This window comes from Cellulophaga sp. BC115SP, assembly GCF_009905545.1.
Lineage (GTDB): Bacteria > Bacteroidota > Bacteroidia > Cytophagales > Spirosomataceae > Flectobacillus > Flectobacillus rivi.
Window position 1 is genome coordinate 19,726 of sequence record NZ_JAAALB010000048.1, and the last position, 24,129, is coordinate 43,854.

Here is a 24,129-nt window from a genome sequence, read left to right on the forward strand (position 1 = left end):
AAATTAGGTGCTGTAGATTTCCTTTCTTCCTTTGTACTAAGGCAAATGGCACTCTTTCCAATGAATCATCAACGATTACATATTATCATAGCGTCAGCGCTTGGGATTGGTTATATACCCAAAGGTTCTGGTACGTTTGGAGCCATACTTGCTTGTTTGGGCGTTATTGGGTTAAATGCGCTTTTCCCCACAAATGCTTTAGGCTATCAAGCTGTCTTAGTGGGACTTACTATTATTTTTCTCTTTATTGGTCGCAAGGCATCTGAGGTTACAGAACAGATTTGGGGCGAAGATTCATCCAAAATTGTGATTGACGAGGTGGTCGGACAATGGCTTAGTTTATGCCTAATTCCATTCTCGTGGACCAATTTGGTATTAGGGTTAGTACTATTTAGAATTTACGATATTTTCAAACCTTTTAATATTCGCTCTTTTGAGAAATATGAAAATGGTTGGGGAGTTATGCTAGACGATGTAGCCGCTGGAATTTGGGCCAATTTAACCTTACAAGTAATACTTCTTCTCTTTAATTTTTATGTATAAATATCTCAGGATATTTCTCAAGTTTATGTCAGCGTCGGGTATTGCGACGACCGTTGACTTTAGTGCCTCTTATTCACTTGTTTCAGGATTTCAGGTTAATGACGAATGGGCTACCTTGGTGGGTAATATCCTTGGTGCTATCATTGGTTTTTGGGTAAGCCGAACATGGGTTTTTCAGGCAAAAGATACGCAATCTTTAACATGGCAAGGTATCAAATATGCTATAGTTGCTGTAGGAAACTCCGCTATGAATGTAGGTGGGGTGGCCTTACTGTCACACTTTGGCTCTTGGCATTATCTTACCGTTCGAGTAGTAGTTGGAGTGATTGTATTTGTGGTGTACAGCTACGGTCTAAATCAGTGGTTTGTATTTAAGAATAAAACGTATGAAAAGGTATCTTTATAGTCTCCCTCAAGAAATAAAATTTCTCAATAACATATTCTTCTTTCTGCTGTGCTCATGCGCTTTTGTGGCACAGTCGCAGACTATTATCAAAGGTAAAATCTCTGAAAATAAAACGAATGAAGCGATTCCATTTGTCAATGTAACTATTTTGGGTACGTCCCAAGGGGTACAGTCGGACGTGAATGGAAATTTTACGATTACCGTAAAAGAATACGGCTCGGGTAAAGTGCAGTTTTCGTCAGTAGGTTATAAGAATGAGGTAAAATCTTTCAAAAAGGATATTACCCAAACTATTTCTATTCGCCTGACTTCAACTACACAGAATCTATCAGAAGTTGTAGTAAAAGGAAAAAAAGATAAATATCGCAACAAAGACAATCCTGCGGTGGCACTTATCAGAAAGGTGATTGATCACAAGGACGATAACAGAAAGGAAGGCTTGGATTATTATCAGTATGAGAAATATGAAAAACTTCAGTTGGATTTGAGTAATATCGACGATGCTTACAAGAATAAGAAAATCTTTAAGAACTTTCAATTTATCTTTGATAACCTCGACACTGCAAAGCTCACAGGAAAGGTATCCCTGCCTCTGTATTTGAAAGAAACAGTTTCGGATGTCTATTTTAGGAAAAGTCCTAGGGAAGAAAAGTCTTATATCAAAGGAGAAAAGAAAGTGGGCTTAGAACAATTTCTTGATAATAATGGCATGGGGGCTTACTTAAATAGAATGTATGAAGATGTGAATATCTACGATAACAACATCAGTCTGCTTTCGCAACAGTTTATTAGCCCAATTTCGCCACTTTCTCCAACATTTTACCGATTTGTCATTTTGGATACGCTTCAACATGATGGCGTAAAATGTATCAATTTAGGTTTCTCGCCACGAAATCAAGCTGATTTTGCCTTCGTGGGAACGATGTACGTAGCGATGGATTCGTCTTATGCTGTACGCCGTATCAAGATGGGAGTGCCTAAAAACATCAATCTCAACTTTGTGATGGGAATGGAGATTGAGCAAGAATATCAACCAACCGCTGAGAAATTTTTGATGCTAGCAAAAGATGAAATCATGATTGAGTTTAATCTTTTCAAGACAGAAAATTCTCGGGGCGTGATAGGAAAGCGTGCGGTTTCTTTTCGAAATTACAAATTGAATAATCCAATTGATAACGAATATTTTAAGCCAATCCAGAAAAATGTTCTGACCGAAAATGCCTATGTAAGAGATGAGGGTTTTTGGAATCAAGCACGTCATCAACAGCTCAGTAGGGTCGAAACCAATATCTACCAAATGGCAGATAGTATTCAGAAAGTCCCTGCCTTTAAAAGAGCCATGAAAATTGCTGGATTGTTTTTATTCGGATATTCTGATTTTGGTACTTTTGAAATAGGACCTGTTAACACTTTTTATAGTTTCAACCCTGTTGAAGGATTTCGTTTACGTCTTGGAGGGCGAACCATGGCAAAGCTGAATCCGAGATTGTATTTTGAAACTTACATGGCTTACGGATTCAAAGATGAACGCTGGAAAGGTTTTGGGGCGTTAACGTATAATTTAGGAAAAAATTCAATTTATGAATTTCCTAATAATTATCTACGTGTATCTTATCAGGATGAAGTACGTATTCCTGGACAAGAGTTACAGTTTATTCAAGAGGATAACTTTTTGTTGTCTTTCAAAAGAGGAGTAAACGATAAAATGACCTATAATAAAGTCCTTCGTGTTGACTACCGAAAAGAATCTCGTTCAGGCATTAGTTATGAAATAGGTTTGAAAAACTTGAGTCAAGAAGCAGCAGGGAGTTTAACATTTCAAAAAGTAGGAAAACTTGATGGCATTGTGATTACAGATAGAACAGTGACTTCTACGGAGCTCTCTTTTAATTTAAGATTTGCGCCAAATGAGCAGTTTTATCAAGGTAAAAATTATCGTATTCCAATTATTAACAAGTATCCAATTTTTCAGGCAAGATATACTTTGGGTATTGCCAATATTTTGAATAGTGGTTATAATTTTCATAATATCACCTTGCGTGCCAATAAACGTTTCTTTATTTCACCGATTGGCTATACCGATGTAACAGCTGAAGGTGGTAGAATTTTTGGAAAAGTGCCATATCCTTTGTTGATGATTCACCGTGCAAACCAATCGTACTCATACCAATTAGAGTCATATAACTTGATGAATTTCTTGGAGTTTGTAAGTGACCAATACGCTGGTTTGTTTGTCGATCATTATTTCAATGGATTTTTCTTCAACAAAATACCATTAATCAAAAAATTGAAATTTCGTGAGATTATTACTTTCAAGGCACTCTATGGTAGTTTGAGTGATAAAAATAATCCGAATCTCAACCCAGATTTGTATAAATTCCCAACCAATGAAGAAGGGCAAGTGCTCACACATTCGCTCAACAATGGTCCCTACATGGAGGCTAGTATTGGTATAGGCAATATCCTGAAGTTTTTCAGAGTAGACTTTGTCAAAAGGTTGAGCTACTTGGACAACCCTCAGGTGTCTGAATATGGTATTAGAGGACGATTTAAAATGGATTTTTAGCCTAAACAAGTATTAATAAATCACTTAGAACTATGTATGCACTTAAATCAGCAGGGCAACAATTGATATACAAATTGATTAACCCTTTTATAAATTTATTGATTGCCTTAAAAATTACGCCCAATATGATAACCACCACTGGCTTAGTGTTGAATATCGGAGCGGCAGGAATCTTTATTTATGGCGCTGAGGCATCTCATCGTGGCGACTTAAGTATCGTAGGGTGGGGTGGAGCTATGATTCTTTTTGCTGGAGTATTCGACATGATTGATGGTCGTTTGGCACGTGTGAGTAATACCTCCTCAAAGTTCGGGGCATTTTATGACTCCGTATTGGATCGCTACAGCGAGATGTTTATGTTTTTGGGAATATGCTATTACTTGGTAGCACATCATTATTTATTTAGTTCATTTTTTGCCTTTTTAGCACTTATTGGCTCTTCAATGGTGAGTTACACTAGAGCTAGAGCAGAAGGATTGAATATTAAATGTGAAATTGGTTGGATGCAAAGACCCGAAAGAATTGTAATTATTGGAGGTTCTGCGTTGTTATGTGGTTTGTTGGCGCCAGTTTTTGGTGCAGATTTTAGAATAGAGGGTCCTAGCGAAAGAATACCTTGGTTTGAATCTATTTCTGTATTTACCATTCCATTAGCCATCGTGGCAATCTTGTCCAACTTCACCGCTATTCAGCGAATAGAATATACACAAAAGGAGTTAAGTAAAAATGAAACAAAATAAGCTCTTGTGGTTGTTTGTTGGCTTACTATTAGTGAGTTTTTCACCCGCTCATTACCCCAAAGTTCCTGATTCAAAAGTAAGACTGTTTTATATTCAACGGAGTTCAAACGTTAATACTATCGTCTATGATGCACGTCTCAATCCTAAAGGTGGGTTTGATGAAGATAACCCCGTAGATGTGTATTGGTTGCGCTATCAAGAAGATGGACGTCGAAAAGAACTTTCATGGATACAGCGGGTATTAGCGTATGGAGTAGATACCGAAACCATTGAAGGGCAAGCAGATGCACTTCAAGCATGGGTAGTTTCTTATAAAAAACGTAAGCTTCGATTAGGCTTTGACAAAAACAAAAAGCCTTACGCTTCATTATTGATTAATAACCAATTAGCAAAACTCGACCATGTGTATGTACAAATCGAAGGGAGTAATTTACGCCCGAAAGTATTGTATGTAGAAGTATTTGGAAGAGATTTTTATTCAGGAGAAAATGTTTATGAAAAAATCAAACCGTAGTAGCGTGCTAAACATTGAGGATACAGGATTTGAACGCTTCTCAGTTAAGAATATTTTAGGTTTAGTTATATTCACACCCTTATTCTTTTTTTGGTATATCAAGTTCATTGGCTTGTTGCCAGAACATATAATATTGTATGTATTGTTTGTTTCTACCTACTTTGGCAATAAGTTTAGTCGTGAAATTATCTTATCTTTTGCCATTTATATAGTGTATTGGGCCATTTATGATTCTTTTAGGGTATTTCCGAATTATGAGTTCAACACAGTACATATTCAACAACCTTACGAATTGGATAAGGCTCTTTTTGGGGTAAAATACCAAGGACAACTACTTACACTGAGCGAATATTTTGCTAAAGTTCATGTGCCATTTTTTGATGTATTAGCAGGTATTTTTTATATCAACTGGGTTCCAATTCCTATTGCGTTATCACTGTATTTTTATCTTAAGAAAAGACCATTATTTTATTCTTTTGCTTACTGTTTTGTGTTTGTGAATTTTCTCGGTTGGATCGTCTATTATGCCTATCCTGCGGCTCCACCTTGGTATGTTGCAGAGCACGGATTTGCCTTAGATTTGCATACCCAAGGCAGTGAGGCTGGTTTGAGATACTTTGACCAAATTCTTGATGTAAACCTATTTAAAGGTATGTATGTACGAAACTCTAATGTATTTGCGGCTATGCCATCTTTACATTCAGCGTTTCCGTTAATTACACTATATTATGGATTGAAATCAAAATTAGGTTGGTTTAACATCTTTTTTGTCATATTCTGTTTAGGAATCTGGGGAGCGGCAGTGTACACCAGTCATCATTATGTTATTGATGTACTATGTGGCATTTCGGTGGCTTCTTTGGGAATATTCCTATTTGAGAAGTTTTTAGATAAGAAAGTTCAAGTAATGTTTGCCAAATAACCATAATATGATTTGACAAGCCCACAAAAAAAGCCTGAGAAACCTCAGGCTTTTTTTATTTCCCCAATCGTTATTTATAATGAATTTCGCAGATTTACTTCGAATAAATTGGCTACATGATCTTTTGATTTTTCAAGTACCAATCTAGCGGCAGTTTTTCCCATTTCTCTAAAATTTGTCGAAATCGTAGTGATACCATCAAGTATAATCTCTTTTAGAGGCGTTTCGTTATATGAAATGATACCTACTTGTTTTCCTATCACAAGGTTATCATTCATAATTTTTTTGATAAGTATAACTAAATCATCCTCCATCAAATTTATATAGACTGACCCCTCCGTAACGCTTTCAGTTTTGATATTATCAATAATAGTTGCCTCAAAAGCAAAATCTTGACAGAAGTTTAAAAACCCTTTTTGGATTTCTTGAGGATAGCAACTTTGCTTCGGAAAAATTAATTTCAGGCTTGTATAGTTTCTTAATTTTTCGAGCATTTGGCAAAGCGCCATATAAATATCTTTCTCAAAATTTTCATATACTGCCCCAAATTCGCCGTTGACTCCTGCGACCATTTTGTCCAATATAATCAACTTTTCTTTTGGTATCATATTGACTACTTCCTGCACTTTATCGTTGTAGTCTAATAGATACGGGATAATGACAAAGTGAGAGTAATCTTCGTCTTTTTTGGCTGTAATGAGTTTTTTGAAAAGAGCAAAGTCGTTGTTATATACATAAAAATCAATTGCTACTTGTTGACCCAACTCTTTCACAAACGCATCAAAAATGATTTTTTTATGTGCTGAAAGTTTATTGAAAAGCAATAAAACCTTCATTGGCTTTTCAAAATCCACGTTTTTGATGTAGTAACCCTTACTAGGAACAGATTCAAGAATACCCATACTTTTGAGTTGTCGATATGACTTCTCGACAGTATCACGAGAAACATCCAACTCGAAACTCACTTCATTGATGGAAGGCAAGCGATCATTGACCGTAATTTGCCCCGCCTCAATGCCCTTGAGTGTCGAATGTACAATCTGTAGATATTTCGGTGTTGCCGAAATATCGTCGACTCTAATTACATCCCAGATTCTATGTTTTTTCGCAATCATTATATTATGGATAAATAAGGTTGAAAAGGTTTTTCTAGGCATTCTAGAAAAAAACTTAACATTAAAACTTATACTTTTTTTAGACAGGCTAAAACCTATCTCATCAACTTATATTTTAATTCTAAACAAAGGTTAAGATTTGAATAATTCATATTCAATTTTTCAAGAATATTAATTTATGCAAACGATGTCGGGAACGTTGCCATGTCGCCAAAATCCAACCTTTGTCCTATTTTTTTTGTGCAAAATCCAGTTTTAGTAGTGTCAAAGTAGACTAATTTCATTGTACGATTTTTGTATTTTTTTAATATATCTTACCATATTTTATTCTCAATTCAAACCAGTTTTTGATTTCAACAAGGATGCTACAGGACGGCTAACCCATAAATGACATTTATCTTTGAGGAAGTTGTACAAATCGAAGACAATTTTGCAAGTAGATTTTCTTCTATTTTTACTTCTGAGAGTAAAACAGATTATCCAAAAATCCCAAAGCCGATTATGAAAAAGTACTCATTTGATAAAGTCGCATTGTTAGGTTTTTTACTGCTTTCAGGTGCAGAAGGTTTTGCCCAAAAAAACGTTACAAAATCTAATGACTCCAATACGCCTTTGCACTTGATTCAGCCTGACTATCCTGTTCCTTATGGAATTGTGAAAGCAGAGGAAGTTGAAAAAACCTTGCAAAGAGTTCATGCGTATTTAGAAAAGGTGACTCCTACAAATTTTATCAATACCAAGACAAATGAGGTAGTGAGTGATTTGTCAAAAATTGATGAAAATACGGCTTTACAAAAAGGTGATTTTCGTTTGGTGAGTTACGAATGGGGTGTGACTTATCAGGCTATGATGCTGGCTTCGCAATACACAGGTGATGCACGCTATAAAGAATACACAGAAAAGCGCTTGAAATTTATCAACGATGCTGTTCCATTCTTTAAAAAGTCATCAGGTGCGAGCGAGGATTGGGGTACAAAAGGACCATTGAAGGGATTGTTAAACCCACATGCATTGGATGACTGTGGAGCTATGTGTGCTGCTATGATTAAATCTTCCGTAGCTGGCACGCAAAATAACTATCGTCCTTTAATCGATAGCCATATCAATTACATTATGAATAAGGAGTTTCGTTTGAGTGATGGAACTTTGGCTCGTAATCGCCCGCAAGCAAGTACTTTATGGTTGGATGATATGTTTATGGGTATCCCTGCGATTGCTCAAATGGGCAAATTGACAGGCGATAAAAAATACTATGACGAAGCCATTAAACAGGTTCGTCAGTTTTCGAAAAGAATGTTTAATCCTGAAAAGGGTGTTTATATGCATGGCTGGGTTGAAGGTATGTCAGAACATCCTCAGTTCCACTGGGCACGTGCCAACGGTTGGGCTATTTTAACGAAAATTGAAGTTTTGGAAGCTTTACCAGAAAACTATCCAGGTCGTGAAGAGGTCTTGAATTTGTTGAAAGCACACGTAAAAGGCTTGATGAAATACCAATCAGGTTCAGGCTTTTGGCATCAATTATTAGATAGAAATGATTCGTACTTGGAAACCTCCGCTACTGCGATTTATGCGTATTGTTTTGCCAAGGCGATTAATAAAGGTTGGATTGACAAATTGGCATATACTCCTGCTACCATGTTGGCTTGGAATGCTGTGAGTACCAAAGTAAACGAGCAAGGGCAAGTAGAAGGTACTTGCGTAGGTACAGGGATGGGATTTGATCCAGCATTTTATTACCACCGTCCAATCAGCCCATTTGCGGCACATGGTTACGGTCCAGTGATTTACGCAGGAGCAGAAATGTTGAACTTGCTAAAATCAAATCAGTTTGAAATAAACGATAGCTCTGTACAGTTGTTGATTAAAAAGAAATAAACTGTTTCCGATTAGAACCGTAAGAAGGATTCAAAAAATGTCTATTTCGGATATCGGATGTGAGATTTCGGAAGTGTAATCATCTATATTTTAAAAAAAATAAATGTATTTTACTTTATTTCCGAAATCAGAAATCCCAAATCCGTAATTATTGGAAATCCTCCATACAGTTCTAACTAGTAATCACAAAGTCTAATTTCTAGTAAACAGGACTCCATTATCATTAAATACTGAACGAATGAAAAAAGTACCCTTATTGCTATGCATATTGTTAGGCGGTATGTCGGCAGTAGCTCAAAAATTACCGAGCAAAACCGAAGTGATAGCCTCAATGCGTAAAGCAAATGACTATTTTATGCAAAAATGGCCAGATACTGGCAAACCTATTGTAACCAACAAAACTCGCCCAAGTAATATCTGGACTCGTGCGGTGTATTATGAAGGATTGATGGATTTGTATAAAGTAGACCCTCAACAGCGCTATATCGATTATGCCGTAGCTTGGGGTGAGAGTCATAAATGGGGATTACGTTCGGGCTTATTGACACACAATGCCGATGACCAATGTTGCGGACAGACCTATATTGATTTGTACATGATGGACAAAAAGCCAGAGCGTATCCGCGATATTAAAGCCAATATGGATAGCTTGGTAAAAAATCCTAATTGTACTTATTGGACATGGATTGATGCGCTACAGATGGGTATGCCAGTATTTGCTAAATTGGGCGTTTTGTACAAAGACAATGCTTATTTTGAGAAAATGTACCAAATGTACAACCACTCAAAAACGATAGAAGGAGGAAAAGGCTTATTTAATCCAGAAGATGGACTTTGGTGGAGAGATAAAGACTTTGTGCCACCCTATAAAGAGCCAAACGGACAGGATTGTTATTGGTCTCGTGGAAATGGTTGGATTGTGGCTGCTTTGGTAAGAGTGTTAGAAATTATGCCGAAAAATGCACCGCATCGTGACGAATATTTGCAAATGTACAAAACTATGATGAAGGCATTGTTGCCACTTCAGAGAGAAGATGGATTCTGGAATGTGAGTTTACATGACCCAACCAATTATGGTGGAAAAGAAGCCACAGGAACATCATTGTTTGCCTACGGTATGGCTTGGGGAATCAACCATGGTTATTTGAATACCAAACAATACAAGCCAGCTTTAGTAAAAGCTTGGAATGCATTAGCAACAGAGAGTGTACAACCAACAGGATTTTTGGGTTGGGTACAAGGCACAGGGAAAGAACCAAAAGATGGTCAACCATTGGCTATTGATAAAATTCCAGATTTCGAAGACTATGGTTTAGGATGTTTCCTATTAGCTGGTAGTGAAATCGTGAGAATGAAAAAATAAAATAATGAGTATATAAGTGGACAAGATAACTCTTCGTTATTGAAACACTTGTTACTTCGAAGATTACAACACAAGTAATTTGTAAGTAAACAGTTGATTAGGGGAGATTTAGGTTAAGTTCCTTATGGTAGCATGAGGAACTTCCTTTTTTATAGAGGGGCTAGTTTCTTCAGAAATCAACTTTATCTCGAAATCTATTCTGTCATTCAAAATTTTACTTAGATGAAAAACAAGTTTTTGGTACTTTGTGCATTTGTGTTAGCATGTTCATTTACGATGCTAAAAACAAAACCTACGATTTATATCATTGGAGATTCGACCGTTAGAAATGGCTCAGGAGCTGGTTCTGATGGTTTGTGGGGTTGGGGAAGTTTTATGGGTAAACAATTTGATACCGTAAAAATACATGTAGAAAATCACGCCATAGGCGGTCGTAGTAGTCGTACATTTTTGACTGAAGGACGTTGGGATAAAATTATGGCAAAATTGAAAAAAGGCGACTATGTTATTATGCAATTTGGACACAACGACGGTGGTGCTATCAATGATACAAGTCGTGCAAGAGGGTCAATCAAAGGCATTGGCAACGAGGTAGAGGAGATAGATAACCTTTTGACCAAAAAACATGAAATCGTACATTCGTATGGCTGGTATATGCGCAAGTATGTACAAGAAACACAAGCCAAAGGTGCAACCCCAATTGTATGTTCTTTAGTACCAAGAAATGTTTGGAAAAATGGAAAAGTTGAAAGAGCAGGTCAGTCTTATGGACTTTGGGCAAAACAAATTGCAGAAGAAAACAAAGCCTATTTCATCGATTTAAACGAGGTAGTAGCCACAAAATACGAAGAATTAGGAAAAGAAAACGTGGAGAAGTTTTTTCCAAAAGATCATACCCATCCTAATTACGAAGGCTCGAAATTAACCGCTCAAATTGTGAGCGAACAGATACAACAACTGAAGAAATGTAAGTTGAAAAAACTTTTGAAATAGACAATTTATTATTCGGTCAAGGGCTTCCTCAGGGCATATCGCTAGAAGGAGGCCCATTGATTTTATACTAATTCCTGTTCCAAAATTCTTTTTCGATGTTCAAATCCCCATTCGGCGATTACATTAGTGATTACTTTCAATGAACGTCCGTACTCAGTCAACTCATATTCTACACTGATAGGCTGCGTATTTATTACGGTTCTAGTAATAAGAAGATTTTCTTCCAAATCCTTCAATTCTCGACTTAATACCTTTCCTGAAATACCGTTTACTTCTCTCAACAAATCCGAATATCGCATCTTGCCATAACACAAGCAGGCAATAATGGAGATTTTCCATTTTCCTCCAATAATATCCATTACATCATGAATGGCTTGAATCGATTTACCACACGCCGTGGATTTGTGTATTGGGCTAATTTCCGTCATTTGTCATCTGGTTACCTAAATGTCACTATTACTATATGACACAAAGTTACTTTTTGTCACCAAGTATTGCTAGTTTTGTGATATAAAATTAGAAAATAATATTCGTTATGACATTATTAGAATCTTTGGAATGGCGTTATGCTGCCAAAAAAATGAACGGTGAGGTTGTTCCTCAAGATAAATTGGATTATATCTTAGAAGCAGCAAGATTGGCTCCTTCTTCGTCAGGTTTACAACCATATAAAGTGTTTGTGATTTCAAACAAAGAAATCCTTGAGCAAATCAGACCAGTGGCTTGGAATCAAAGCGTTATTACAGAATGTTCTCATTTGTTGGTTTTTGCAGCTTGGGATGGTTATTCTTTGGAAAAAATCACAGCGGTATTCAATGAAATGATGGAAGTTCGTGGGTTGCCATTGAACACAATGGATGCTTACAAATCTACACTTTGGGGAATGTACGAACCTCTTGGTCAGGAATGGCATGCAACTCACGCAGCAAAACAAGCTTATATCTCATTTGGTTTGGCGATTGCTGCTGCTGCTGAAGTTGGTGTAGACGCTACTCCAATCGAAGGATTTACTCCTCCAGAAGTTGACAAAATCTTAGGTTTGGCAGAGCAAGGCTTGAAAAGTGTTGTATTGCTTCCTTTAGGTTACCGTGATGCTGCTAATGACTGGAATGTGAATTTGAAAAAATATCGCAAAGCGAAAGAAGAATTGATCGTTGAGATTAAATAATTGAGTGAATGAGTGGGTGGTGATTGAGTGATTATTTTAAAATTTGTATGCTAGCAGTAGAGACGGAATGATTGCGTCTTAATCCTAGTCATATCTAGCATAGTAGTATCAAAAAAGCGGTTGGAAAATATTTTCCAACCGCTTTTTTGATGAAAATTTGGAGAATAATCCCAACCCTAAAATTCGGGATGACTCATGTTTATGCTATAGCTCGTAATTATGCATCGCTAGATATAAAGTATTACGTCTCTACATTTAAAAAAATCACTCATTCACTCAATCTTAATCCACTCATTAATATTTGGCTGGTTCGCCAGGTTTTGGAAGAGATTTTTTAATAAAAATTCTTAAATCTTCGTTCGATTTTTCAAGATCTTCCTTACGCAAATACATCATGTGACCCGATTTGTAGCCTTCCCAGAACAAGCGATCCTTGAATTTACCACTTGGATCCATTTGCCACATCGAGTACTTAGCATTAAAATAATCACAAGCTCCATCATAATAGCCCGATTGTACCAATACCTTTAAATAAGGGTTTGTTGCCATTGCTTTACGCAAATCATAGCCCGTATGGTCATTACTTCTGTCCCAAGGGTGAACAGGACCAAACATATTATATTTCAAATCGGTTTTGTACTTCAGTTCCTCTCTCAAATACATATTGATAGGAGGGGTAAATGAGTGTAACCAAGAGTTGAGCTCCGCATTATAATCAACTTTTTCACCACCATCGCGGGCGTCTACACCCAAATAACGAGAGTCCAAACGACCAACAGTATAGCCTTTATCACGAAGAAGCTCTTTCCAGAATAAATCCAAGGAGATATCTAGGTTATTTTGAAGAATGACAGTTTCTTTCAACCCTGAATATCTCGCAAACTTTTTCGCTATCGCCTGACGCTTTTCTGGAGCGATAAATCCGCCTTGAGTAATAGCAGGCAATAATTCCTCCACCGTAAATTTTTCAACTTCTGGAAGCATATCTTCCAATTTTTTGTTTTGGAGACTTGGTTCTAAAACTTTGTGATGCCAAGCAGTTGCCGCAAAATAAGGGAGTTTTAAACTAGTTTCCACTGGACCTTCACGTGTGATACCTAAGTCTGTTGGAGAAACCAAAATAACCCCATTCAAATACATCCACTGAGATTCTTGAAGGGCATTTGCCAAACCTGAAACACGTGTTGTACCATAACTTTCGCCAATTAAAAACTTGGGAGATGCCCAACGATTGTTGCGATTGACAAAAGTGCCAATCCATTCTGCTAAGTATTTAATATCTGCATTGATCCCAAAGAAATTTGATTTTGGAGCGTCTTTGTCAATGATTCTCGAAAAACCTGTATTGACAGGATCTACAAAAACGATGTCAGCAACATCCAAAATAGAATAAGGATTGTCTTTGATGCCATACGGTTGAACAGGATAACCTTCATCATCAATCTTCAAGATACGAGGGCCTGTGTAAGCAATGTGCATCCAAACCGAAGCAGAGCCAGGGCCACCATTGAAAGAGATAATCAGAGGGCGAGTGGACTTATCTTTTACATCAGTTCTTTCATAATAAGTATAGAACAAAGACGCCTGAATTTTGGCATCATCATTCCATACAGGAATTGTACCCGCTAAAGCCTTGTAGGGCACTTTTTGACCTTTGATAGTTACTTCATTGGTAGTAACAACATACGAATCAGGATTGAGCGTGCGACTACCATTGTTGGGCTTGTCTTCTACCGTAGTAAAGAGAGGAGCATTTTCTTTCGGAGCAGGTTTTTGTTGAGCTTGGACAAAAAGGGATGTCCCCAAGCAAAAACTCAGGAGGTAAAGCGTTTTCTTCATAAGGTTTGTTGAATGTGAAAAAATGGGTTTCTAACAAAAATACAAAAGATTAGCAGAATGACAAGTAGGATTTGTGTTTTGTAGGATATAGTCTTATTTGGGATAAGTATAGTTTGGTACAAGGATTATTTTGAAATAGCCATTAACTAACTTCTCCTCAAGTAGCTAAACAAAAACTAATTTTTAAAGGTGTTTCATTTGAACATTAAACTTTTTTCACAAATTACTTTTCTTTAAAAATACGTATAAATTGCAAATCAGGCTTGCAAAGGTTAGGCTCTATTTTCCACTCTTTTCAAAAATATGTATGAAAAACAAAAATCAATTACTTGTATCTCTTTTAGTTATGCTTGTCTCGGCGTTTGGAGCGATTGCCCAAACCCAAAAGGTTCCTTACCGAATAGGGGATAATTATTTTATTAATAATACGGTTAAAGAAGAAAAATTGACCAATCCCATTATTACGGATGCTTTAAAGTTTTCAGAAATATTTGGGATGGCAACTGTTATGGGTTCCAAAGGAGCTCCAACGCCAATAAATTTTAAGAAAGAATTCGTTATTGCTATTTTTCAAGAAGCATCCGATATTGACTTGAGTTATAAAGCAGTGAGTTTATTGCAAACAGCACCTAAAAAGTTACAGTTAACCTATGAAGAAAAATGGGGTAAAAAACTCAGTTTTACGATGCGACCATTTTTGTTGCTCATAGTCGATAAAAAACATTTGGGAGATTTGAAGCTGAAAGTAATAAAGAAGTAAGATTAGCGGAAAACTCATTTCAAAAGCTAACATTTGTCATTATTTATAGGTACTTCGAGGGGTAATTTTGAGCCAAAAGGATCAAGATTGCCCTTTTTGATTTTCTGATATAAACTCACGAGTTATGACACGTTCTAATACATTTAACTGGGGTGGCGCAATTGTACTGTCCTTTGTAGTTTTTGCTGGATTTATAGGCACAATGGTTTACCGAATGATTTCACAAAGAGTTGACCTTGTGGCAGATAATTATTATCAACAAGAAGAAGTATATCAAAAACAGATAGAAAGAATACAACATACTTCACTTTTAAAGCAGAAATCGTCAATGACTTATTCAATTCCAGATCAAATCATTCGAATCGCCTTGCCAACTTCGGTCAAAAAAGGGGAGGTGACTTTTTTCAGACCATCTGATAAAAATCTCGATTTTTCGGTGCCTGTATTGGCACAAAGTAATTCGTTGGTGACCATTCCTACAACGAATCTTAAAAAAGGACTTTGGAAAATCCAAACGACATGGACGGATGGTCGTGAGGAGTATTATTTAGAAGATGAAGTAGTGATAAAGTAAGTACATGGTGGTTACTTATGGGAGCTTGATTGGACAACCTATTTTAGACAAGGACAATTCACCTGTCAGAACTAGGACTATCCGATTGATTTCTAACTATTTCAGATTTGGGATTTCTGAAATAAAGTAAAACACCTTTGTTTTTATGAAATACAAAAGATTACACTTCCGAAATCCAACATCCGATATCTGAAATAAACAGTTTTTATAATCCTCAGTACAGTACTATTTCATAATTCATCATTCACACGTATGTTGTCATCAACCTTATTTTCGGTCGCATTAATTACAGGCTTTGTGGGAAGTTTGCATTGTGTAGGTATGTGCGGACCAATAGCAGTTGCCTTACCAATAGGAGGAATGAGTCCGCCTAAGGCATTAATGGCACGAATGAGTTATCATGTTGGACGACTATCTGCCTATATGAGTTTGGGATACGTTTTTGGATATTTTGGTTGGGGCGTTCGTTGGGCAGGTATGCAACAGTGGCTATCCATAGCGATAGGTTTATTGATGTTGACCTTAGTGTTTTTTCAACATAATTTGGGTATATCTGCGATGCAGGGCTTGTGGGGAAGATTGAAAAAAGTAGCATCAAAAGTAATTCAGCAGAAATCGTTGGTAGGTTTTGGAACGCTAGGTTTGCTAAACGGCTATCTGCCTTGTGGAATTTTGTATATTGCTTTGGCTGGCGCTGCTGCAACATCTACGCCAATTCAAGGTAGCATTTATATGTTGATGTACGGACTAGGCACAGTTCCCGCGCTACTTTTAGTAAGTTATTTACCACATTTGTTAAAAGGAACTTTTCGGTTGAAGTTTCAGAAAATTGTTCCCATTTATACTTTTGTGCTTGCCGTATTTTTTGTGGTAAGAGGCTTAAATTTGGGGATTCCGTATCTGAGTCCGCATTTTGATAAAAATCCAGAATCCAAAGAAATACCTATTTGCCATGGGCAAAGTATGAATAAGTAGTAAAGAGATTTAGTGCCATACAAACCTTTAGGGTAATACAACCACTAAATCTCAACTATTTTAGAAAAATGACGGAATAAGCTCTTGTTTCCGCAATCCCAAATCCACTATCGTTTGGCTACATTTCAGCAGCAAACGCTTCTTGAATTCGCTTGATACCTTCTTCTAAGGTCGCTCTTGTGCAACCAAAGTTTACTCTAAAGAATCCTTGACCCTTAAAAACAGGTCCATCTACTACACGGATACCATGTTTGAGTAAATGCTCGGCTAAGTTTTCAATGCCCGTTTCTCTAGCGTCTACCCAAGCCAAGTAAGTGGCTTCTAATTTATTCATTTTTAAGCCCGGAATGGCATTCATGGCGGTGTGCAATATATCGTGATTGGTTTTTAGATACTTGACAAGTTCTTTACGCCATGGTTCACAATCTTTATAAGCAGCATACGCCGCACGGATACCAAAGCGATTGAGTTCAGGAAAAACACCCGCTTTAGCAAAAATAAATTTATCTCTTAGTTCTTTATTAGGAATTATCGCTACCGAACAACCCAAGCCCGCAATATTGAAGGTTTTACTTGGTGCCATCAACGTAATCGTCATTTGTGCAGCCTCAGGACTTAAACTTGCTGTGGGCGTATGACGAAGATTTTCCTCCAAAATTAAGTCACAGTGAATTTCATCAGAACAAATGACCACGTTATGTCTTTGGCAAATTTCTACTAGTTTGGTAAGTTCTGTTGGTGTAAATACCGTTCCTCCAGGATTATAAGGATTACACAGCATGAATACTTTTGTTCTTGGAGTCATCGCTTTTTCGATAGCTTCAAAATCCATCACCCAGCGCTCACCTTCAAGAAGTAAAGGAACTGTTACTAGCTGTCTATCTGCCCAATTTGGTGCCAAATGAAAAGGACCATATACTGGAATCGTTGTCATGACTTCATCGCCCGACTGACCAACAGCTTTATAGCTTGTTGTAATACCTGGTACTAAGCCCGGAATCCACACTTGCCATTCTTCTTGAATCTCCCAATCGTAGAGGTCTTTCATACGTTGAGTAAACAAGGTTTTTAATTCTTTTGGCACAAAAGAATAACCCATTACTGCGTGTTCTGCCACCTCAAGCATAGCCTTAATGATAGGCTCTGGACAACGGAAGTCCATGTCTGCCACAGGCATAGGAATCACATTTTCGGGGTCGTTATTAAAATCCCATTTGGTAGAATCAGTATTGTGTCTGTTGATGGTTTCGTCGAAATTAAACATGATAGTCTTTGGATTGTTAAGGTAATGGGCAAAATTAAAATAATTTTACCCGCTTTAAGCTCTGGGCTATATGCGGTAGGCTAAAAGTTAAAAAGTATTTCTCAAGAAGTAATTAAGACTTTTTTGCCTAATGCCTAAAGCTTATACCTTCAGTTTTAAATGAGTAACAAAGATATAAAACTGGTTTAGACTATCTTGATTTTATTTTGAAAACACTTTAATCTAAGCTTGGGAAGGTGATTGTTTTTTAGCAGAAAATAAAAAAGATAGCAATGTGGCAAAACCCATAATACAAGTGATAATTAAGAAAGCTAACTGATAGGAGTGAGTTTTATCGAAGATAAATCCTGTAAAAATTGGTCCACAAAATGCCCCCGCAGATTCAAACATATTGATGGTTCCATTGATTTTTCCAGCCGATTTTAGACCAAATGTTCGAATAGTTAGCACATTATACATGGAATAGATACCACCCCAACTCAAAGCCATTCCTGCCGTAGCCCAGTAAACAAGGTCTTTTTCCATAGTGGTAAAACCTAGCACCGAAATCGTCATGAGCATACAGCAAAGGGTAAATACCCGATAAGTATTAAAATAATCAGATACAGAAGTGATGAGCAATTTTCCTCCAAAAGCTACTCCAAAATATAAAGTTAGCGCAAAGGTGGCATCTTTGGCCGTAAAGCCTAAGTCGGTAATGTGTAAAAACAAATTGGCGACCACTCCCAATAAGCCGTAAAAAGTGAGAAAACCACAAAGACATATCAACCAAAAAGTAGGTGTTTGTAAGGCTTGTTCAAAGCTTAACCCTTCGGCTAAGGGTTCTGATAAATTTCCTCCAACTGAGTCAGACGCGTCTTCACTACCAAATGCTTTAAGATTGAGTTCGGAAGGGGAACTTTTGATAAATAGAAAAATAAAAGCAAACAAAATAAGAGGAAAAATAGCCAAATGTTGAAAGGTGCTTCGCCAGCCCCATAGCTCTAACCAATGATGGATGAGATTGGGAAATACAAAACTACCTAGACTTGTTCCAGCCAAAGTAATGCCCAGAGCCAAGCCCTTATGTTTGTGGAACCAGCTAGATACCAGAATGATAGCCGAAACAGACCCTGAAAGTGTGTAAGCTACACCAAATAAAAAGTGAATAAAGTAGGCTTCGAATTTGGTGTGAATCAAGCTGTAAGAGTAAAGGGCAACACTTAAAACTAAGCTCCCAACTAAGAGTAATCTTCTAACTCGAAATTTATCTATCAATAATCCTGAAAAAAAAATCAAAACAAAAGCTGTGGCATTGGGTATCGAATCTCTCAATTTTAGCTCCGAACGTGTCCATTGAAATTCATCCAACAACACTCTATCGAATACTGAAATGGTAGTTGATGTAAGACCATTGATTACTACCAAAATCAGCAAACCTGCAAAACAAATGAGGAAAGGGTAATATCGTTGAATCCACCAATGCTGTAAAAGATGTTTCATAGGCACAAATTGAGCATGTTGAAATTTATTGTATATACATTAAATACAAAAAATGGTATCGTCAAGTTCCTTAAATGCCGATTGCTCGATTTATTTAATACAGAACTCACAAAATCTTGAGAATCGGATATATTTTCTTAGTTTTGCATAAAACTACCCTACTTATTTTGGGCACTTCTAGCTGTTTGTTACCATCAAAATACAAACACCGTGTTCGTATTAGTTTGGGAGCTGTTTGCTACGTTTGATAAAATACTTCTCTCGACCTTAGGAATTTGATATCTGACTTGACTAAGCCGTTTTAAGTAGTGCATCACAGACTCCATTAAGTACTAGTTTATGATTAAATCTAAGATTGCCTTAACTGCTGCTATTTTCTTCTCAATAATTGGTTCTGCATCTGCGCAGTACCTTGATAATTCTTTCAATAAAGCTCCCGATAATTGGTTTAATTTGGATTTTCAGCAAGATGGTGTGCTAGGAATAAGTACAGAACGTGCCTATCGTGAAATTCTTAATAAAAAGAAATCCAAAACTGTAATAGTCGCTATTATCGATTCTGGGGTAGACACTAATCATGAAGATTTGAAGGATAATATTTGGGTGAACCCCAATGAAATTCCCAATAATGGAATTGACGATGATCAAAATGGATTTGTAGATGATATTAATGGATGGGACTTTTTAGGGAATACAAAAGGTCAAGACCTTGAACGTGAAAATATGGAGCTCACGCGTGAGTATGTCCGCTTGAAAGCCAAATATGGTAGTTTTCGGGATAGAGATATTACTGGGCTTTCGTCCAAACAAAAGTCAGAGTATGATATTTACAAAAAAGTAAAAGCTAAATACGATGATAAAATCAAAGAGCTTAATGAGCAAGGGGCATTTGTCATAAAACTCTACAATAAGTTTGTAGAGGCAAAAAAAATCATCTTAGATTATACTGCTTCAGACCAAGTAGGAAATGCTGAATTAACCAGAATTGGCGTTACAGCTCCAGAGGAGGTTAAAGCTGCCAAACGAATGTACGAAGTGCTAGCCAAAGTAGGGCAGGACGAGGTATCGCTCAAAGAAGGATTTGATTATTATGATGCCCAAATGAAGTTTGGTATCAATATGAATTACAATGCGCGTCAAGAAATTATAGGTGATGATGTAAACAATATCGCTGATAGAAACTACGGAAACAACGAAGTAAAAGGACCTGATGCGCGGCATGGTACACACGTGGCAGGAATTATCGCCGCCAACCGACGTAATTCTTTGGGTATATTGGGCGTTGCTAACGACGTAAGATTGATGATTTTGCGTGCTATACCCGAAGGGGATGAGCGTGATAAAGATGTTGCCAATGCCATTCGTTATGCCGTGGATAATGGTGCCAAAATTATAAATATGAGTTTTGGAAAACCATTTTCTCCTCAAAAATCGGCTGTAGACGAGGCTGTTCGCTATGCAGAATCAAAAGATGTTTTATTGATCCATGCGGCAGGAAACGAAAATGAAAATATAGATATAAATGATAATTTTCCTTCAAAAAGATATTTGGATGGAAAAATTGCAGAAAATTGGATTGAAGTAGGAGCAACCAGCTGGCTTCAGCCACCAAGTGCCATTGCTGAGTTTTCGAATTATGGAGGAAAAACGGTAGATGTTTTTGCCCCTGGTGTTGATTTAAAATCAACAGTGGTAGGTTCAAAATATGAGGATTTGAGTGGCACAAGTATGGCCGCACCAGTAGTAACAGGCTTGGCAGCCATCATCAAGAGTTATTATCCTGAACTTTCTTCCAAGCAAATCAAGAAAGTGATTTTACAATCAGCGACAAAAATGCCTCATACCAAAGTAATGCAACCAGGTACTGGCGATTTGGTTGAGTTTAGTAAACTATCTATTACTGGTGGCGTTGTAAATGCCTATAATGCGATTCGTTTGTTGGAAGACGGACATCAGCCTTAGAAAGAGATTCTGCTAAATCGCACGATTTTTGAGGGATAAAAGCGTAATCATTGGAATTTTTTCGAATAATCTCGTAAATTTCCATCAAAAGTATTCATCTAAAGGAAACGGCTTATTCGTGCAGAAAGGAAAAAATCATGTCGATTGTAAGTAACAATATCAAATATCTTCGTAGACTCAACGGTCTTACTCAAGAGCAGTTTGCTCGCCGAATAGGAATTAAGCGCTCTTTGTTGGGTGCTTACGAGGAGGCTCGTGCCAATCCGAATTTGGAAAACCTCAAAATGATTGCTCAGGTATTTGGTACATCAGTTGATGCACTCATTAAAACAGATATACGCAAGATTAGAGACACGCCAGGTATTGCTGGTATGTCGTCGGGTGGAACAAATCCTTACAAGACAGCTGCACCTCCGATAGACTCAGAGCCAAGTTCGATTGGGGCGCTTATTTCTAATACTTTTCCTACAACTACTTCCTCGGTCAATCCCATTCAGAGTTTTTACCAAGGTAGTCCAACCGTTGCGCCAACCGAACCGCAAGTTGCCATTCCAGCATTGCCAATACAACAGGTAGTAGAAAAGTATTATCGTACCGAAAATCAAGTAAATTTGGTCTCTCAGAGAGTTGTTCCCAAAAAATATCACTCGGTAGAAGGTGATAAACAGTTTGTCAATTCAATTGCGCCATCTGTTCCAACACCAAGTCCACGAGCGAATACAATTCCTGAGCCATCAAAAACACCAATTTGGGCTGGAGCAATTCGATTAGTGACTAAACAGACCTCAAAGGAATATGCTGCGAATTGTCAACGACAGGATTTTATCGCTGCATTACCCAATATGCTTTTACCGAATATCCCCTCCAATAATTGCCGTGCATTCGAGTCAGGTGATGATTTTGTGCTTGAAAATTCAATTATTGTAGGTAGCCAAATCAGAGATTGGGCAGATATAAAAGATGGTCAGCATTATATCCTTGTTTCTTCACAATACGGTATTTTGTACCGCCGAGTTTACAGTCAAGCCAAAATAAAAGGTACTTTATTGTTGAGTTCAGACAAAGCTAATATTTCGAGTAAAGAAGTAAGCCTAAAAGATATTCAAGAGATTTGGGAATGCTTGGCTTTTGTTAGCTACCAAATGCCAGAGCCACAACCATCACTGGAACGTATAAAGGATTTGGTGGAAGATTTGAAAACTGAATTAGGAAGAATTTAGAACAAAGTAAGGATATAAAGTTTATCAAGGATTCAAAAGTAGAGCTCTGCCAAAGCGGCTGAGCTTTTTTTATATCATTTTGAGGGTCTTTAACAGATGCAATGCTTCGTTTGTGTCCTGCATTTTTAACTTTTGTAAAATATTCTGACGGTGTTTATACACGGTTGTCAGTGCAATACTTAGCAACTCTGATATTTCTTCGCTTTGAAGTCCCTTTCCCATAAATTTCGCTATTTCGAGTTCACGGGATGTGAGGAGTTGAAGTTCTGTACAATCATTGGTGATCTGGTCTATTTCGAGAAGCATTTCTTTGGAAGCTCCTGTCAAAAAGAGATGTTGTTTTCCATCTCTTTTGACATTACTTATATTTGAGATACATGAGAGAAAATATTGTACTTTGCTATTTTTATCGAGTGTGAATATGCTGTTTTCTTGACAAATTCGCCTTATTTTACCATCCTTTCCGATAAGTTCATAATCATAAATTGCCTTGAAATGAGGAAGTTGGCTTTCAGAAATGCTCATCAGATAGGTATTCATGTGCTTTATGAGCGAACACAAACCTTTGAAACTTGAAGATACCAAATGAGAGAGAAAAGCCTCTGGTCCTACGTTTTTTAGATAGTCATTTGACCAACCACAAACGTTTTGTAAATCTCCCAAAAGTAATCCATATTCATCGCTATCGGGACTCCAAATAACAAGCCCAAGTTGTTGAATTCTTAGCACTTCATCGAGTAAAGCATTATTCAAATTAAAATAACTGATCTTCGAGTGTTCGGCATCTCCTAGACTTGACCGCCAAATACTATTTAATGGAGAAATATTAAGAGGAAAGGTAGTACTTTTCATGGTGTGAGGGTTGTATATAGCAATAAATGGTATCGATATATACAAATATACCCCCTAACCTTATCAGTAGAAATACCACATTTGTGGTATAATTTGTATTCAAAAAAGATTTTGCGGTATTATGCCTTCGGTCTAAACTCTTTCATGACATCTTGATTACAAATCAAAAATGGACCTTCTATTAAATCGATGCAATATGGAACCGCTGGAAATACAGCATCCAAGCATTGACGAATAGCTTTAGGTTTGCCTGGCAGGTTGATAATTAGCGACTTACCTCTAATGCCAGCCGTTTGTCTAGAAAGTATTGCGGTAGGCACATACTTCAAACTTTCGGTACGCATTAGTTCGCCAAAACCAGGCATCATTTTTTCACAAACAGCTTCAGTTGCTTCTGGAGTTACATCTCGTTTGGCTGGACCAGTACCGCCTGTTGTCACAATAAGACAACAGCCTTCGGTATCAGACATATATTTTAGCGTTTCAGAAATAAGCTCTTGCTCATCAGGAATGACTTTGTAAACAGTTTCAAATTCAGAAACAAGGTACTCTTTTAGTGTTTCGACAACAGCTTTTCCTGGAATATCTTCATAAATACCTGCACTTGCACGGTCAGAAACATTGATTACGCCAATTTTGATTGGTTCCATGAGTATAAAATAATGTTTTAAAAGATAATGTATGGTTATTGAAGCCAGCTTGTGTATTTTTGATGTGTACAATTCACTATACTTTCAACAACCAAAAATATGTTATATCTGCAATCAAAGTTACCAGATGGTTTGGAAAAAATCATGACATTGGTCTTTTTCGGTCTGATTCTTTTGGGTCTATATTTTGCAATGAAAAAGTTTAATAAGAATCATTAGACAAAACAGCGCTATAAATTTTGAGTTTAAAGTTGCGATCGTATACCTGTCCTTGCCTAAAATAGGTTGCCCTCAAAAATCAACTAATGATGGCAACTTCAAAATCTAAAACTGGAAAAAGTAC

At 37.1% G+C, this 24,129-nt stretch carries 22 protein-coding genes; 15 read left to right on the forward strand and 7 right to left on the reverse strand.

Annotation, left to right across the window (positions count from 1 at the left end; all coding sequences use genetic code 11):
* Positions 1–60 precede the first annotated feature (60 nt).
* From GVN22_RS22915 to GVN22_RS22940, 6 genes are read left to right on the forward strand one after another with little or no spacing between them, the layout of a single operon-like run.
* Positions 61–543: a phosphatidylglycerophosphatase A gene (locus GVN22_RS22915; RefSeq protein WP_166553343.1), complete on the forward strand. Its 483-nt coding sequence runs from the start codon at positions 61–63 to the stop codon at positions 541–543.
* Positions 536–949, forward strand: coding sequence for a GtrA family protein (locus GVN22_RS22920; RefSeq protein ID WP_166553344.1), 414 nt, complete (start codon positions 536–538; stop codon positions 947–949). Before GVN22_RS22915 ends, GVN22_RS22920 begins: the two co-directional genes overlap by 8 nt.
* The gene (locus GVN22_RS22925; RefSeq protein ID WP_166553345.1) at positions 930–3,515 is read left to right on the forward strand and encodes a DUF5686 and carboxypeptidase-like regulatory domain-containing protein; all 2,586 of its coding nucleotides are present in this window, start codon (positions 930–932) and stop codon (positions 3,513–3,515) included. Before GVN22_RS22920 ends, GVN22_RS22925 begins: the two co-directional genes overlap by 20 nt.
* A 32-nt stretch (positions 3,516–3,547) precedes the next feature.
* Complete coding sequence (locus GVN22_RS22930) at positions 3,548–4,255, forward strand: CDP-alcohol phosphatidyltransferase family protein (RefSeq protein WP_166553346.1); 708 nt, start codon at positions 3,548–3,550, stop codon at positions 4,253–4,255.
* Complete coding sequence (locus GVN22_RS22935; protein WP_166553347.1) at positions 4,242–4,769, forward strand: DUF4833 domain-containing protein; 528 nt, start codon at positions 4,242–4,244, stop codon at positions 4,767–4,769. Before GVN22_RS22930 ends, GVN22_RS22935 begins: the two co-directional genes overlap by 14 nt.
* A complete protein-coding gene (locus GVN22_RS22940) occupies positions 4,750–5,691 on the forward strand; it encodes a phosphatase PAP2 family protein (protein WP_166553348.1) in 942 nt (313 codons plus the stop codon). Before GVN22_RS22935 ends, GVN22_RS22940 begins: the two co-directional genes overlap by 20 nt.
* Positions 5,692–5,765: 74 nt before the next feature.
* Here GVN22_RS22940 and GVN22_RS22945 read toward each other — a convergent pair whose 3' ends face one another.
* Positions 5,766–6,806, reverse strand: a complete 1,041-nt coding sequence (locus GVN22_RS22945) for a GntR family transcriptional regulator (protein ID WP_166553349.1) — start codon at positions 6,804–6,806, stop codon at positions 5,766–5,768.
* A gap of 387 nt (positions 6,807–7,193) precedes the next feature.
* Between GVN22_RS22945 and GVN22_RS22950 the strand changes: the two genes are divergently transcribed.
* The 3 genes from GVN22_RS22950 to GVN22_RS22960 all read left to right on the forward strand — a co-directional run bounded on the left by GVN22_RS22950 (position 7,194) and on the right by GVN22_RS22960 (position 11,040).
* A complete protein-coding gene (locus tag GVN22_RS22950; RefSeq protein WP_240915750.1) occupies positions 7,194–8,684 on the forward strand; it encodes a glycoside hydrolase family 105 protein in 1,491 nt (496 codons plus the stop codon).
* A gap of 238 nt (positions 8,685–8,922) precedes the next feature.
* Positions 8,923–10,047, forward strand: coding sequence for a glycoside hydrolase family 88 protein (locus GVN22_RS22955; protein ID WP_166553350.1), 1,125 nt, complete (start codon positions 8,923–8,925; stop codon positions 10,045–10,047).
* 222 nt (positions 10,048–10,269) lie between these two features.
* A complete protein-coding gene (locus tag GVN22_RS22960; RefSeq protein ID WP_166553351.1) occupies positions 10,270–11,040 on the forward strand; it encodes a rhamnogalacturonan acetylesterase in 771 nt (256 codons plus the stop codon).
* A gap of 62 nt (positions 11,041–11,102) precedes the next feature.
* On the opposite strand, the gene GVN22_RS22965 is transcribed toward GVN22_RS22960, so the two are convergent.
* Positions 11,103–11,468: a helix-turn-helix domain-containing protein gene (locus tag GVN22_RS22965; RefSeq protein WP_166553352.1), complete on the reverse strand. Its 366-nt coding sequence runs from the start codon at positions 11,466–11,468 to the stop codon at positions 11,103–11,105.
* 107 nt (positions 11,469–11,575) lie between these two features.
* Here GVN22_RS22965 and GVN22_RS22970 point away from each other — a divergent pair, with 107 nt between their 5' ends.
* Complete coding sequence (locus tag GVN22_RS22970; RefSeq protein ID WP_166553353.1) at positions 11,576–12,208, forward strand: NAD(P)H-dependent oxidoreductase; 633 nt, start codon at positions 11,576–11,578, stop codon at positions 12,206–12,208.
* Positions 12,209–12,502: 294 nt separating this feature from the next.
* Here GVN22_RS22970 and GVN22_RS22975 read toward each other — a convergent pair whose 3' ends face one another.
* Positions 12,503–14,047, reverse strand: a complete 1,545-nt coding sequence (locus GVN22_RS22975) for a S10 family peptidase (RefSeq protein ID WP_166553354.1) — start codon at positions 14,045–14,047, stop codon at positions 12,503–12,505.
* A 307-nt stretch (positions 14,048–14,354) separates the two neighbouring features.
* On the opposite strand from GVN22_RS22975, the gene GVN22_RS22980 reads away from it, so the two are divergent.
* The 3 genes from GVN22_RS22980 (at position 14,355) to GVN22_RS22990 (ending at position 16,356) form a co-directional block, all read left to right on the forward strand.
* A complete protein-coding gene (locus tag GVN22_RS22980) occupies positions 14,355–14,807 on the forward strand; it encodes a hypothetical protein (protein WP_166553355.1) in 453 nt (150 codons plus the stop codon).
* 124 nt (positions 14,808–14,931) lie between these two features.
* A complete protein-coding gene (locus tag GVN22_RS22985) occupies positions 14,932–15,381 on the forward strand; it encodes a FixH family protein (RefSeq protein ID WP_166553356.1) in 450 nt (149 codons plus the stop codon).
* Positions 15,382–15,633: 252 nt separating this feature from the next.
* Complete coding sequence (locus GVN22_RS22990; RefSeq protein ID WP_166553357.1) at positions 15,634–16,356, forward strand: sulfite exporter TauE/SafE family protein; 723 nt, start codon at positions 15,634–15,636, stop codon at positions 16,354–16,356.
* 118 nt (positions 16,357–16,474) lie between these two features.
* On the opposite strand, the gene GVN22_RS22995 is transcribed toward GVN22_RS22990, so the two are convergent.
* Positions 16,475–17,620, reverse strand: a complete 1,146-nt coding sequence (locus tag GVN22_RS22995; RefSeq protein WP_166553358.1) for a MalY/PatB family protein — start codon at positions 17,618–17,620, stop codon at positions 16,475–16,477.
* A gap of 222 nt (positions 17,621–17,842) precedes the next feature.
* Entirely contained in the window at positions 17,843–19,102 is a 1,260-nt protein-coding gene (locus GVN22_RS23000) for a nitrate/nitrite transporter (protein WP_166553359.1), read from the reverse strand.
* A 339-nt stretch (positions 19,103–19,441) separates the two neighbouring features.
* Between GVN22_RS23000 and GVN22_RS23005 the strand changes: the two genes are divergently transcribed.
* Together GVN22_RS23005 and GVN22_RS23010 are read left to right on the forward strand one after the other, a co-directional pair.
* Positions 19,442–21,064, forward strand: a complete 1,623-nt coding sequence (locus GVN22_RS23005; protein ID WP_205691012.1) for a S8 family peptidase — start codon at positions 19,442–19,444, stop codon at positions 21,062–21,064.
* A gap of 137 nt (positions 21,065–21,201) precedes the next feature.
* Positions 21,202–22,284, forward strand: a complete 1,083-nt coding sequence (locus GVN22_RS23010) for a helix-turn-helix transcriptional regulator (RefSeq protein ID WP_166553360.1) — start codon at positions 21,202–21,204, stop codon at positions 22,282–22,284.
* A gap of 69 nt (positions 22,285–22,353) precedes the next feature.
* Here the strand turns inward: GVN22_RS23010 and GVN22_RS23015 are convergent, their stop codons facing one another.
* Positions 22,354–23,136: a response regulator transcription factor gene (locus GVN22_RS23015; RefSeq protein ID WP_166553361.1), complete on the reverse strand. Its 783-nt coding sequence runs from the start codon at positions 23,134–23,136 to the stop codon at positions 22,354–22,356.
* Positions 23,137–23,255: 119 nt separating this feature from the next.
* Positions 23,256–23,786 carry a molybdopterin adenylyltransferase gene (mog, locus tag GVN22_RS23020; protein WP_166553362.1) on the reverse strand — a complete coding sequence of 177 codons (531 nt, stop codon included), beginning with the start codon at positions 23,784–23,786 and terminating at the stop codon, positions 23,256–23,258.
* Positions 23,787–24,129 lie beyond the last annotated feature (343 nt).

What these genes read in the sequence shown, in the direction of transcription:
- GVN22_RS22960 (WP_166553351.1), top strand. Translation starts at nt 10,270, where the DNA reads ATGAAAAACAAGTTTTTGGTACTTTGTGCATTTGTGTTAGCATGTTCA.
- GVN22_RS22970 (WP_166553353.1), top strand. Translation starts at nt 11,576, where the DNA reads ATGACATTATTAGAATCTTTGGAATGGCGTTATGCTGCCAAAAAAATG.
- GVN22_RS22950 (WP_240915750.1), top strand. Translation starts at nt 7,194, where the DNA reads ATGACATTTATCTTTGAGGAAGTTGTACAAATCGAAGACAATTTTGCA.
- GVN22_RS22980 (WP_166553355.1), top strand. Translation starts at nt 14,355, where the DNA reads ATGAAAAACAAAAATCAATTACTTGTATCTCTTTTAGTTATGCTTGTC.
- GVN22_RS22965 (WP_166553352.1), bottom strand. Translation starts at nt 11,468, where the DNA reads ATGACGGAAATTAGCCCAATACACAAATCCACGGCGTGTGGTAAATCG.
- GVN22_RS22945 (WP_166553349.1), bottom strand. Translation starts at nt 6,806, where the DNA reads ATGATTGCGAAAAAACATAGAATCTGGGATGTAATTAGAGTCGACGAT.
- GVN22_RS22935 (WP_166553347.1), top strand. Translation starts at nt 4,242, where the DNA reads ATGAAACAAAATAAGCTCTTGTGGTTGTTTGTTGGCTTACTATTAGTG.
- GVN22_RS22995 (WP_166553358.1), bottom strand. Translation starts at nt 17,620, where the DNA reads ATGTTTAATTTCGACGAAACCATCAACAGACACAATACTGATTCTACC.
- GVN22_RS22975 (WP_166553354.1), bottom strand. Translation starts at nt 14,047, where the DNA reads ATGAAGAAAACGCTTTACCTCCTGAGTTTTTGCTTGGGGACATCCCTT.
- GVN22_RS23010 (WP_166553360.1), top strand. Translation starts at nt 21,202, where the DNA reads ATGTCGATTGTAAGTAACAATATCAAATATCTTCGTAGACTCAACGGT.
- GVN22_RS22940 (WP_166553348.1), top strand. Translation starts at nt 4,750, where the DNA reads ATGAAAAAATCAAACCGTAGTAGCGTGCTAAACATTGAGGATACAGGA.
- GVN22_RS23000 (WP_166553359.1), bottom strand. Translation starts at nt 19,102, where the DNA reads ATGAAACATCTTTTACAGCATTGGTGGATTCAACGATATTACCCTTTC.
- GVN22_RS22955 (WP_166553350.1), top strand. Translation starts at nt 8,923, where the DNA reads ATGAAAAAAGTACCCTTATTGCTATGCATATTGTTAGGCGGTATGTCG.
- mog (WP_166553362.1), bottom strand. Translation starts at nt 23,786, where the DNA reads ATGGAACCAATCAAAATTGGCGTAATCAATGTTTCTGACCGTGCAAGT.
- GVN22_RS22925 (WP_166553345.1), top strand. Translation starts at nt 930, where the DNA reads ATGAAAAGGTATCTTTATAGTCTCCCTCAAGAAATAAAATTTCTCAAT.
- GVN22_RS23015 (WP_166553361.1), bottom strand. Translation starts at nt 23,136, where the DNA reads ATGAAAAGTACTACCTTTCCTCTTAATATTTCTCCATTAAATAGTATT.
- GVN22_RS22915 (WP_166553343.1), top strand. Translation starts at nt 61, where the DNA reads ATGAATCATCAACGATTACATATTATCATAGCGTCAGCGCTTGGGATT.
- GVN22_RS22930 (WP_166553346.1), top strand. Translation starts at nt 3,548, where the DNA reads ATGTATGCACTTAAATCAGCAGGGCAACAATTGATATACAAATTGATT.
- GVN22_RS22920 (WP_166553344.1), top strand. Translation starts at nt 536, where the DNA reads ATGTATAAATATCTCAGGATATTTCTCAAGTTTATGTCAGCGTCGGGT.
- GVN22_RS22990 (WP_166553357.1), top strand. Translation starts at nt 15,634, where the DNA reads ATGTTGTCATCAACCTTATTTTCGGTCGCATTAATTACAGGCTTTGTG.
- GVN22_RS22985 (WP_166553356.1), top strand. Translation starts at nt 14,932, where the DNA reads ATGACACGTTCTAATACATTTAACTGGGGTGGCGCAATTGTACTGTCC.
- GVN22_RS23005 (WP_205691012.1), top strand. Translation starts at nt 19,442, where the DNA reads ATGATTAAATCTAAGATTGCCTTAACTGCTGCTATTTTCTTCTCAATA.